The organism is Zavarzinia sp. (assembly GCF_049306435.1).
GTDB lineage: Bacteria > Pseudomonadota > Alphaproteobacteria > Zavarziniales > Zavarziniaceae > Zavarzinia.
In genome coordinates this window covers 1-11,819 of the sequence record NZ_JBAQRT010000157.1, presented here as the reverse complement: position 1 = coordinate 11,819, position 11,819 = coordinate 1, and the positions used below count along the sequence as shown (strand labels likewise).

Here is an 11,819-nt window from a genome sequence, read left to right as displayed (position 1 = left end):
GGACAGCCCCGGCCAGCCGGCTGCCCAGCCGCTCCACCAGCCGGTTGTCGAGCTGGCCCTCCGCCACCGCCTCCTCCGCCAGCAGGGCTTCGAGGAAGGCGATATTGCTGGCCACCCCCTCGATCCTGGTCTGGCGCAGGGCGCGGCGAAGGGCGGCGACGGCGCGGGGGAATTCACCGCTGCCGTCGAGCACGATCAGCTTGGCGATCAGCGGATCGAAACCGGGATTGACCGGATAGCCGGCATAGCCCGCGCCATCGACGCGGATGCCGGGCCCGCCCGGCAGCTCGTAGGTCGCGATCACGCCCGCCGCCGGCCGCGCCGCGCCATCCGGTGCGATCACTTCGAGATTGATCCGCGCCTCGATCGCGAAGCCCTTCGGCGCGACGCCATCGAGGCCGAGGCTGGACAGGGCGGCCCCGGCGGCGAGTCGGATCTGCGCGGCGACGAGGTCGATACCGGTCACCGCCTCGGTCACCGTATGTTCGACCTGAAGCCTTGGATTGGCCTCCATGAACCAGAAGCCGCTTTCATCGGGCGCGACCAGGAATTCCACCGTGCCCACGGTCCGGTAATGTGCGGCCCGGGCAAGGTTCAGCGCCGCCTCGAACAGTTTCCCGCGCATCGCCTCGGACAGGCCCGGGGCCGGCGCGATTTCGACCAGTTTCTGGTGGCGGCGCTGCAGGCTGCAATCCCGCTCGAACAGATGGCCGACATGGCCGAGGGCATCGCCCAGCACCTGCACCTCGACATGGCGGGCTGCGGGAATGAAACGCTCGACGAAGATACGGTCGTCGCCGAAGGCGGCTTTGGCTTCCGAGCGGCAGCGCTCGAAGGCTTCGGCCATGTCGGCCACTGTCTCGACGACACGCATGCCCCGCCCGCCGCCACCGGCCGCCGCTTTGACCATGACCGGGACACCCTCGCCCAGTTTCCGCATGAAGGCTTCGGCGCAGCCGACATCGACCGGCCGGGCCGTGCCTTCCGCGACCGGCACACCCGCGCTTTCCGCCAGCTTCCGCGCTGCGAGTTTGTCGCCGAACAGGGCCAGGGTCTCGGGCGACGGGCCGATGAAGGTGAGGCCGGCGGCCTTGCAATGTTCGGCGAAGCCCGCGTTCTCGGCCAGGAAACCGTAACCGGGATGGAGGGCATCGCAGCCTTCGCTCTTCGCCACGGCGATGATCTGCGCCCCGTCGAGATAGGCGGCGACGCCCCTGCCCGTCAATGCCACCGCCCGATCCGCCGCCGCGACATGGAGCGAGCGGTCGTCGTCCTCGGCGAAGACGGCGATGCTGTCGATGCCGAGGCTGGCGGCGGCACGGGCGATGCGGATGGCGATCTCGCCCCGGTTGGCGATCAGGATGCGGCGGAACAAGGCAACTTCTCCTCGACTTGCCGCTTCTGTCGGCGGCCCGGGGAGACGCTGCTTCGTTCACAAAGCGGGTGCAAGCGCCGCGATCACCTCCGCCGCCTTGGCGACCACACCCCAGATGCCATCCTCCACCTGCGTGAGATGGATCGTCGCGTCATGGGCATATTGATCGCCCGAGGCGCAGGCATCCTCGATCAGCAGGCATTGGTAATTGCGGTCGCAAGCCTCGCGCTGGGTGGTGTGGACGCAGACATCGGTGGTGCAGCCGGTGAACATCAGGTGGGTGATGCCACGCGCCCGCAGGATGTGGTCGAGGTCGGTATGGGAAAAGGCGCCATTCGCCGTCTTGTCGACGATGATATCGCCCGGCGCGACATCGACCTCGGGCACGATCTCGAAACCGGGCTGGCCCCGCATCAGGGCGCGCGTGCCGGTCATGCCCGCCCGCTCGCGCCGCCACAGCTCGTAAGCCGTCAGGTCGGCGCCGTCGGCGCGATAGCCCTGGCGGGTATGAACGATGGTGCAGCCGGCCGCCCGCGCCGCCTTCAACAGGCGATTCACCGCCGGCAGGATCGCGCGAAGGCGCGACGGGTCATAGCCCTTCAACGCGAAATAGCCCTCCGGCGACAGGAAATCGACCTGCAGGTCTATGACCAGCAGCGCCGTCCGCGCCGGGTCAATGGGACCATCGTAGGGGAAACCATAGGGGCGCGCCGGGATCTGGCGGAAATCGGTCACTTTTGCTACTCCGCTACGTGTTGTGCATATGGCCCCCGCCCCCTCCGTCATTGACTGTCGCGGTTGCGGCGATAGGCTGGGCCTTTATCGGGGCAACCCAGAACAGAGTTCAGAGTGATGGCCAAGGACTTCATGAATTATAGCGGCATGGTACAGGACGCGCTGCGGGGCGTCGTGCGTCAGGCGCTGACCCGGATCGCGACCCAGGGGTTGCCCGGCAACCATCATCTTTACCTCTCGTTCAGGACCAATGCGCCGGGCGTCGATATCCCCGAGCATCTGCGCGAGCGTTATCCGGACGAGATGACCATCGTCCTTCAGCACCAGTATTGGGGCCTGAAGGCGTCCGAGTCGGAATTCGAGGTTCAACTGAACTTCAACAAGCTGCCCGAGCGCCTGGTGGTGCCCTATACCGCCATGAGCGGTTTCTTCGATCCCTCCGTGCAGTTCGGCCTGCAGTTCCAGCCGACGGGCGAGGAAGCCCCGGCCGTCCGCCCCGCTACCCCGGCGCCGACGGAGACCGCCAGTCTCTCCACCCTGCACCGCGACGAGAGCGTCGAGGACAGGCCCGAGCCCGAGACACCGCCCCCGGGCGAGAAGCGCGGCGAAGTCCTGACCCTGGACGCATTTCGCAAGAAATAAGGGCGCTTCCCGCCCCTCCCCATCGTTTTTTCCATTCCAGAAGGTTTCCGGCCATGACGGCGTTCGCCTATCAGGACATGTTCGAGCACGACCCCGCCAACAAGGTGGACACCCCCTGGCGCAAGATCACGTCGGACGGCGTGAAGGAAATCGTGGTCGGCGGCAAGCGCGTGCTCGAAGTGGCACCCGAGGCGATCGAGGCCCTGACCTTCGCTGCTTACCGCGATGTCTCGCATCTGCTGCGCCCCGGGCATCTCGCCCAGCTCGCCTCGATCCTGAAGGACCCGGAAGCCTCGCCCAACGACAAGTTCGTCGCGCTGGAGCTGCTGAAGAACGCCAATGTCGCCGCCGGCATGGTGCTGCCCTCGTGTCAGGACACGGGCACGGCCATCATCATGGGCAAGCGCGGCCAATATGTCTGGACCGATGGCAAGGACGAGGAAGCGATCTCGCGCGGCGTCGCCCGCACCTATACGGAGACCAACCTCCGCTATAGCCAGATGGCGCCCCTCGACATGTATAAGGAAAAGAACACCGGCAACAATCTGCCGGCGCAGATCGACCTCTATGCGACCCCGGGCGACGAATACAAGTTCCTCTTCGTCGCCAAGGGCGGCGGTTCGGCCAACAAGACCTATCTCTACCAGGAGACCAAGGCCCTGCTGAACCCGGCCTCGCTGCTCAAATTCGTCGAGGCGAAGATCAAGACCCTCGGCACCTCGGCCTGCCCGCCCTATCACCTCGCCATCGTCATCGGCGGCACCTCGGCCGAGCTGACCCTGAAGACGGTGAAGCTCGCCTCCTGCCGCTATCTCGACGACCTGCCGACCACAGGCAACGAGCTGGGCCGCGCCTTCCGCGACCGCGAGCTGGAAGCCGAGATCCACAAGCTGACCCAGATGACCGGGATCGGCGCCCAGTTCGGCGGCAAATATTTCTGCCACGACGTCCGCGTCATCCGCCTGCCGCGTCACGGCGCCTCCTGCCCGGTCGGTATCGGCGTCTCCTGCTCGGCCGACCGCCAGATCCTCGGCAAGATCACGAAGGACGGCGTCTTCCTCGAGGATCTGGAACACGATCCCGCCAAGTACCTGCCCGAGGTCACCCATGACGACCTCGAAGGCGAGGTGGTGCAGATCGACCTGAACCGCCCGATGGCCGAGATCCTGAAGACCCTCAGCCAATATCCGATCCGCACCCGCCTGTCGCTGACGGGCCCGATGATCGTCGCCCGCGACATCGCCCACGCCAAGCTGAAGGAGCGGCTGGACGCCGGCGAAGGCCTGCCGCAATACGCCAAGGACCACCCGGTCTATTACGCCGGCCCGGCCAAGACGCCGACCGGCTATGCCTCCGGCTCCTTCGGGCCGACCACGGCGGGCCGGATGGACAGCTATGTCGACCAGTTCCAGGCGGCGGGCGGCTCCATGGTCATGCTGGCCAAGGGCAACCGCTCGAAGCAGGTGACCGATGCCTGCAAGAAGCACGGCGGCTTCTATCTCGGCTCGATCGGCGGCCCGGCCGCGATCCTGGCCCAGAATTGCATCCGCAAGGTCGAGGTGCTGGAATATCCGGAACTCGGCATGGAAGCGGTCTGGAAGATCGAGGTGGAGAATTTCCCTGCCTTCATCGTCGTCGACGACAAGGGCAACGACTTCTTCGCCAACCTGATGTAAGCGGCTTCAGGACGGACGGGGGCGGGCGGCGCCATGCGTTATCTCGCCCTCGACGTCGAAACCGCAGCGGCCATGCCCTGGTCGGTGTGCCAGATCGGCGTCGTCGGCTTCGACGCCGTCGGCGAGACCGAGGCCTTCGGCACCCTCGTGCAGCCCGGCTGCATGTTCGCGCCGTTCAATATCCGCATCCACGGCATCGACGACGACATTGTGGCCGGCGCCCCCGATTTCGCCGCCGCCTTCTCGGCCCTCGCCCCCCGGCTCGACGGCGCCATCGTGGTCAGCCACACCTATTTCGACCGCGGCGCCCTGACCGCGGCCTGCGATCGCTTCGGCGCCGACATGCCCGACTGCCTCTGGCTCGACAGCGTCCGCATCGCCCGCCGCGCCTGGCCCGGCCTCGACGGCGGCTATCGCCTCGCCAACCTCGCCCGCCACCTCGGCATAAGCTTCCTCCACCACGACGCGACCGAAGACGCCAGAACCTGCGGCCTCATCGTCCACCACGCCCTGCGCGAGACGGGGCTGGATCTACAGGGGATGGTGCGGGCGCTCGGGCGGTGAATGGGAGAGTACTGTATGCGGACTTGAAGCTAAATTAGAGTCCCCGAGCGCCCAATATCGCAGCCCAAAAACTCGCAGCATCCCAATCAGCACAACCAGTAATTTTTTTCAAAAGCCGAACGCAACCATTTACTTTCTTTCAGAGAACGATAAAATCCATCAATAGAAAAAATGGGAATTGATCATGAGAAAATTTAACGAATGCACTCTCTGGGGCAACATGAACTCTGATCGTACATCGGAACAATATCCGGTCGAGAAGGTTTGCAAATCCTGCATAAGGAAATATACGAAGAGAGGTCAAGAAACTATCGTCTCGGTCGGCCGTGAATTGGGCTCCGGAAATGCTGATGAATGTTATTTCGCAGACCGGCATTGATATATTTTTTGCAGAATAGCGGAGCATATACTTTAGTTGAACAATTCCAATGCACCGAATTTTCAGTTCAGCATCCTCAAATTCGCGATTCCTGACTGCCTCTGGCCCACCCCCCATCTTCATCGCCCGCCCCGCTTGGCCCGGCCTCGACGGCGGCGACCGTCTCGCCAACCTCTTCCGCCAACTCTGAATGAGCTTCCGCCACCACGACGCCACCGAAGACGCCAGAACCTGCGGCCTCATCGTCCACCACGCCCTGCGCGAGACGGGGCTGGATCTACGGGGGATGGTGCGGGTGTTGGGGCGGTGAATGGGATTCCGGATATGGCTTCGGAGTTCGAGCTGTTTGAAAATTCGGATTTGGGGCTTCCGGTCGAGTGCGGTTTATTATTCAATCTCTGGATGTGGACGCCAAAGCAGCGAGGCCGGATGGCTAGCGTCACCTGCAAGACGAAGCGCTATCCGTCGGATCTGACCGAAGAGGAATGGGGGCGAATCGCGCCGCTGATGCCGGCACCCGGCCGGCTGGGCCGGCCTCGGGAGATCGAATTCGGGGAAGTGATCAAGGCGGTGCGTTATCTGGTGCGGTCAGGCTGTGGCTGGCGGATGTTGCCGGTGCATTTCGGTCATTGGCGGACGGTCTATGGCTGGGTCCGGGAACTGGGGCGGCGTTTCATGCTCCAGACGATCCACGATGTCGAAATGATGCTGAACCGCGTGCAGGCCGGGCGTGAAGCAAGCCTCGCGGCGGCGGTGATCGACAGCCAGTCGATCAGGGCTCCCCACGCCGAAACAAGGGGTTACAATGCCGGCAAGAAGATCGTCGGGCGGAAGCGCCATTTCGCCGTGGATACGGATGGCCGCCTGCTCATGGTCGATCTGACCGCGGCCGACATCTCCGACAGCGCGGGCGCGCAGATGGTCCTCAATCTGGCAAGTCCGCCTGGCCAGGTGAGATCGGATTGGCTGACTCGCTTCGGACTGCCGGGATAGGGCACGATGGCCTCGTTCTACTCGGATGCGCAGATAGCCGCACTCCATAAAGGCAGGGAGACAGCGAACCGCGCGTTCGTCAATCTACGTGAGCGTTATTTAGTGCGCGGTTATAGGGATGCCCGTGCAGAGGAATATGCCCAGCACGGTTTCGCGCGGAGGCTCGGAACCCTCATTCGTGCCGTCGATCTCGTGTTCGACCTTCTACCACCCGAATTGGACGCGATACCGGAGCGCGACACTGTCGTTGATGCGACCATCGCGATTCAGTCCTTCATGCTGAATACATTCGGTTGCCTGGACAACCTTGCTTGGATTTTTGTCTATGAGAAGGGGGTGACGAGGCGGGACGGAGCGGCTCTCGATCCGCAATCCGTGAGTCTGGGGAGCAAAGCCGTCCGCGATCGGTTCTCCAAGGAGTTCTCAGACTACATTGCCAGCCGGGACAATTGGTTCAAAAACATCAAGGATTTTCGCGATGCACTCGCCCACCGGATTCCGCTCTACATCCCGCCGTTCATAGTCACGCCAGATGTAGTGGACGAATACAAGCGACTTGAACGCGCATCGGGTGACGCAATGCGCGGGGGCAAGTTTGAGGAATATGGCCGGCTGCAAGCCGAGCAAAAGAAACTGGGTCGTTTCCGTCCCTGGATGACACATTCGCGCACCGAAAACGCGCATCAGATCGTATTACACCCCCAGTTACTCGCCGACTTCAACACGGTCGACGAATTTGGGCGCAAGATGCTGGAGGAACTGGGCCGTTAGATTCCTCCTGATCGACTGGCTTAAGATAAGGGGACGCTATAGCTAATTCTACAGGCGACTTATCCGCTCTGCGCCCCTTGAGGGGAAAGACTCGGCATTCGATACCCGGCATCCCACCTCACCCTACCCTCTCCCCCCTGAAGGGCGGAGAGGGTTTTTTGTTTCGGGACGGGCCACTCGCCCTCGCTCGCCAGTGACATCGCTGGACGACCGGCCCTCAATGAGCGATGGTTTCCCCAAATTGGGGGTATCGCGACAATGACGACAAAGATCATGCGGCGGCTGGGTCTGGGCCTTGCGCTCTCCTCCCTGCTGCTTCCCGCCGCGGCGGGGGCGGACGATGCCCACAAGGCGGTGACGGTGACGCCCGTGTTCACCGGCAGTGCCACGGTCACGGGTCAGCCGATCACCCTGCCGGACGGGCCGGCGACGGTGATCGTTTCGCGCTATGTCATTCAGCCGGGGGCGAAGCTGCCGGTGCATCGGCATCCGCATCATCGCTATGCCTATGTCGAGGCCGGCACCCTCGCGGTCTATGCCGCCGACAGCGGCAAGCGATTTGATTACAAGCCGGGGGATTTCATCGTCGAATTGCTGGCCGACTGGCACTATGGCGAGAACACGGGCACCGTGCCCGTCGAATTGCTGGTGATCGACCAGGTGCCCGAGGGCGTGACCCAGAATACCGAGGTCAAGCCCTGAGCACCGCCACCACCGCGTGACGAAGGAGAGACGGGATGGAGCGGTTCACCGGCGGCTGCCTGTGCGGCACGCTCCGCCTTGAGGCCCGGGGGCGGCCGTATCGCGTCGGGCTCTGCCACTGTCTCGATTGCCGCAAGCACCATGGCGCGCTGTTTCATGCCTCCGCGATCTTTCCGCAAGAGGCGGTCAGCATCGCGGGCGAGGCGCGGGAGTATGCCGGGCGCTTCTTCTGCCCCACTTGCGGCTCGCCGGTCTTCGCCCGCAGCGGGGATGAGGTCGAGGTGAACCTCGGCGCCCTCGATGCGCCGGATCAATTCCGGCCGACCTACGAACTCTGGACCATTCGCCGCGAATCCTGGCTGCCGCCCTTTCCGAAGGTGAAGGGTTACACGCGCGACCGCGAGAACGGCAGCCGCTTCGAGGATGAGGCCGGCCCCCCTTGAGGGTGCCGGCCCCTCGCCTCACTCCCCGGCGGCGCGGGTCGGCTGGGGCTCGGCCCGGCCGAGGACGTCGTCGAGGAAGGCACCGATCTCTACGGTGAAGTCCCGGGCGCGGGGGATCACCCCCGCCATGCTGAAGGCGGCATGGATCAGCCCGTCCAGCCGGATCGAGCGCACCTCGACCCCCGCCCCGGCGAGGCGGCGGGCGTAATCCTCGCCCTCGTCCCGCATGGGATCGCATTCCGCCGACAGGACGAGGCAGGGCGGCAGCCCGGCCAGGCTCGTCGCATGGACGGGCGAGGCGAGCGGCGACATCTCCGCCCCGGTGCCTGCCAGATAGGCGGCGAACATGCCTTCCGCCGCCTTTGTCGACAGGATCGGCCCCTCGGCATATTCGACCCTCGACGCCGTTTTCACCGCGCCGTCGATGGCCGGGGTGATCAGGATCTGCGCGGCAAGGCGCGGCCCGCCGGCATCCCTTGCACGCAGGGCGGCGACGGCGGCGAGCAACCCGCCGGCGCTTTCCCCCGCCACCACCAGCCGGTCCGCATCGCCGCCGAAGCGCGCGGCATTCCGCGCCGCCCAGTCGACGGCGGCGAATGTATCGTCGGTCGCCGCCGGGAAGGGATGCTCCGGCGCCAGCCGGTAACTCGGCGCGATGACGACAAGGCCGAGATCGTCGGCCAGCGCCCGGCACGGCTTGTCGACGGCGTCGATACTGCCCGCGATGAAACCGCCCCCGTGACAGAAGACGACGACCGGCAAAAGCCCGCCCCTGCCCTTCGGCCGATAGACCCGCAGCGGCCGCTCGCCCGCCGCCGTCGGATAGGTGGTCGCGGTCACCTCGACGTCCCTTGCGTCGCCCTGCAGCATCGAGAAACTGTCGACGAGGGCGCGCGTCTCCTCGACCGTGCAGTCGTGCAGCGCCTTGGTGCCCTGGCCCTGCAACACGCCCATGAGGCCGAGCACGGCGGGATCGAGCTTCATCATGGGCGGCAGCGCCGCCTTCCGCGTACCGACGACGAAGCCGCCATAGCCGACCTGCTGCATCTCCGCCGTCATCTGGCGATAGAGCTGGGCGCTGCCGGTGAAGATATAGGTGCCCGTGCGCTTGCCCTCGATATTGGCGCCCATGTACCAGGACTTCGCCTTGGGGAAGAGGGTCAGGCCGAGGAGACCGTTGACGATGCGCGACCAGTGGTCCTCGGCTTCCTCCGTCGCCTCGATCAGGTCGGCGCCGCGGTCGAGAGTGTAACGCACCGCATCCGTCGCCAGATCGACGTGATCCTCGATCGCCAGCGGGTTGTTGTAGAGCGCGACGGCGCTGGTCGGCCCGGTGATGGTGAAGAGATTGGGGAAATCATGCATGGCGATGCCGAGGTAATTGCGCGGCCCGTCCTTCCACCGCTCCGCCAGCGTGGCGCCATTCCGGCCGACGAGACCGAGATGCACGAGCGGCCCGGTGGCCGCGTCGAAACCGATGGCGAAGATCAGCACGTCGAGCGGATATTCGACCCCGCCGACGACGATGCCCCCTTCGGTCAGGCGCTCGACCGGCGTCGCCCGCACGTCGATCAGGTCGACATTGTCCCGATTGAACACGTCGAAATAGTCGGTCTCGAAGGCGAGGCGCTTGGTGGCGAAGGGATGGTCGGTCGGGCACAGAAGATCGGCGACCCCGGGCTTGGTCACCCGCGCCCTGATCTTGTCGCGGACGTAATCGGCGACATCGTCGTTGACCGCCTGGCTGGACAATACATCGGCATAGGACGAGACCAGCAGCGGCCAGCCGCCCTTGCTCCACAGCCGGTCGTATTTGGCCTTGCGGGCCTCGGCCGGCACGAGGGTGCCGGAGATTTCCGGCCGCTCGAAGGGAATGCCCATGAAGCTCTCGCGGGCGCCGGCGCGGATTTCCGCGTGATGATCGGCGACCCAGCGGCGCTTCTCCTCGGGCAGGCTTTCATTGCCGAGGGGCAGGGCGAAATTGGGCGTGCGCTGGAACACGGTGAGGTGCCCGGCCTGTTTCGCCACCTCCTGAATGACCTGAATCCCGGTCGAGCCGGTGCCGATGATGCCGACCCTTTTGCCGGTGAAGTCGACCGGGCGATGCGGCCACTGGCTGGTCGTATAGACCTCGCCCCTGAACTGCTCCAGCCCCGCGAAATCGGGCGGCTTGGGGATCGAGAGATTGCCGCTGGCCGCGATCAGGAAGCGCGTCGTGCAGACGTCGCCGTCGCTGGTCGAGACGGTCCAGACGTGATCCTCGTCGTCCCACACCGCGCTGGCGATACGGGTTCCGAAGGTGAAGGCGCGGCGCAGGTCGAGGGTGTCGGCGACGAATTCGAGATAGGCGAGGATTTCCGGCTGGGCGGCGAAACGCTCGCTCCAGGTCCAGCGCTTCTGGATCTCGTCCGAGAAGGAATAGGCGTAATGGACGGATTCGATATCGCAGCGCGCCCCGGGATAGCGGTTCCACCACCAGGTCCCGCCCACGCCGCCGGCGGCGTCGAAACCCTTGACCGACAGGCCCAGTTCGTCGCGGAATTTGTGCACTGCGTACAAACCGGCAAAACCGGCGCCGATGACGACGATGTCGTGATGCTGGGGCATTCTGCCCTCCTCCCGTGAATTATTGTTGTTAGTGGAAGAAATCTGGCAAAAATCACCCCCGGCGTCTTCGGGCGAATGGATAGAAACTCATGCCGATTTTGACCATTTGGCGCAATTCATGCGGTCTGGCGCCATGACCGCCCGCCCCCCTGCCCCCGATGCCGCCGCCTGGGTATGCCGCGTCGCCACCGTGCTGGTGCCGCGCGCCCCGGCCATCGGCGGCGAGATCGCCCGCCACATTGGCGCGCGCATGCCCGAGATCGCCGCCTTCGGCGCTGGCGATACCGTGCTCACCACCTGCCGGGCCAATACCTCCGGCATTCTCGATTACCTGAGCCGGGGCGTGCCGCTCGAGACCTTCACCCCGACCGACGAGGTGATCGCCCTGACCCGGGATCTGGTGAAACAGGGCCTGACGGGCAATTTCGTCTTCCGCGCCTATCCGATCGGCATCCAGTATCTGAACGAGGTCTGGGCCGACGCGGTGCGCGACCACGGCCCGGAGGGGCCGGTCGCCGTCGATGTGGTCAAGATCGGCACGTCCTACATGATGGCCTGGCTCGACCTCATCACCGCCCGCCTGTCGGAGGAGCATCGCCGCGAGCTGGAGCGCCTCGCGCGGGAGCGGTCGCTGAGCCTGGTCGAGGCCGTCCGCCGTGTCATCGAGGACCCGGCGGTGGATGTCGAGGCGGCGTCACACCGCCTCGGCTATCCGCTGAAAGGGCGGCATCTGGCCATCACCCTGCGCGAGATGCCCCAGCGCGCCGGCCCGCTGCCCTCGATCGAGGCGATCGTTCAGGACTGGTGCGAGACCCTGCGGGCGGAACACAGCCTCATCGTCCGCGTCGATGCGCGGACCAGCTGGTGTTGGCTGTCGCTGCGCCCCGGCCCCCTGCGCAACGGGCGGCCGCGGCAGAGCGGCATCCTCGCCG

General features: G+C 65.2%; 10 protein-coding genes and 1 pseudogene. 8 read left to right on the top strand and 3 right to left on the bottom strand.

All coding sequences use genetic code 11. From position 1 onward, the window contains the following. Together WAZ62_RS08820 and WAZ62_RS08815 are read right to left on the bottom strand one after the other, a co-directional pair. A partial coding sequence (locus tag WAZ62_RS08820) for an acetyl-CoA carboxylase biotin carboxylase subunit (protein WP_422643154.1) occupies positions 1–1,375 on the bottom strand: 1,375 nt, incomplete at its 3' end. A 57-nt stretch (positions 1,376–1,432) separates the two neighbouring features. Further along, positions 1,433–2,110 (bottom strand): cysteine hydrolase family protein, encoded by a 678-nt coding sequence (locus WAZ62_RS08815; protein WP_422643153.1) that lies wholly within the window; start codon positions 2,108–2,110, stop codon positions 1,433–1,435. A gap of 117 nt (positions 2,111–2,227) precedes the next feature. Here WAZ62_RS08815 and WAZ62_RS08810 point away from each other — a divergent pair, with 117 nt between their 5' ends. The 7 genes and pseudogenes from WAZ62_RS08810 (at position 2,228) to WAZ62_RS08780 (ending at position 8,280) form a co-directional block, all read left to right on the top strand. Beyond that, positions 2,228–2,752 (top strand): SspB family protein, encoded by a 525-nt coding sequence (locus WAZ62_RS08810; RefSeq protein WP_422643152.1) that lies wholly within the window; start codon positions 2,228–2,230, stop codon positions 2,750–2,752. Positions 2,753–2,805: 53 nt separating this feature from the next. Beyond that, positions 2,806–4,428 (top strand): fumarate hydratase, encoded by a 1,623-nt coding sequence (locus WAZ62_RS08805; RefSeq protein ID WP_422643151.1) that lies wholly within the window; start codon positions 2,806–2,808, stop codon positions 4,426–4,428. Positions 4,429–4,461: 33 nt separating this feature from the next. Further along, a complete protein-coding gene (locus WAZ62_RS08800; RefSeq protein WP_422643150.1) occupies positions 4,462–4,992 on the top strand; it encodes an exonuclease domain-containing protein in 531 nt (176 codons plus the stop codon). A 781-nt stretch (positions 4,993–5,773) separates the two neighbouring features. Further along, positions 5,774–6,301 (top strand): annotated as a pseudogene (locus WAZ62_RS08795) (IS5 family transposase); the annotation flags it as partial. 69 nt (positions 6,302–6,370) lie between these two features. Further along, positions 6,371–7,135, top strand: a complete 765-nt coding sequence (locus tag WAZ62_RS08790; protein WP_422643149.1) for a hypothetical protein — start codon at positions 6,371–6,373, stop codon at positions 7,133–7,135. Between the two features lie 258 nt (positions 7,136–7,393). Then, positions 7,394–7,837 carry a cupin domain-containing protein gene (locus WAZ62_RS08785; RefSeq protein ID WP_422643148.1) on the top strand — a complete coding sequence of 148 codons (444 nt, stop codon included), beginning with the start codon at positions 7,394–7,396 and terminating at the stop codon, positions 7,835–7,837. 35 nt (positions 7,838–7,872) lie between these two features. Further along, positions 7,873–8,280: a GFA family protein gene (locus WAZ62_RS08780; RefSeq protein WP_422643147.1), complete on the top strand. Its 408-nt coding sequence runs from the start codon at positions 7,873–7,875 to the stop codon at positions 8,278–8,280. Between the two features lie 18 nt (positions 8,281–8,298). Here WAZ62_RS08780 and WAZ62_RS08775 read toward each other — a convergent pair whose 3' ends face one another. Then, positions 8,299–10,887, bottom strand: a complete 2,589-nt coding sequence (locus WAZ62_RS08775; RefSeq protein ID WP_422643146.1) for a flavin-containing monooxygenase — start codon at positions 10,885–10,887, stop codon at positions 8,299–8,301. Between the two features lie 133 nt (positions 10,888–11,020). Between WAZ62_RS08775 and WAZ62_RS08770 the strand changes: the two genes are divergently transcribed. Beyond that, positions 11,021–11,819, top strand: a 799-nt coding sequence (locus WAZ62_RS08770) for a hypothetical protein (protein ID WP_422643145.1), incomplete at its 3' end; no start/stop codon positions are given.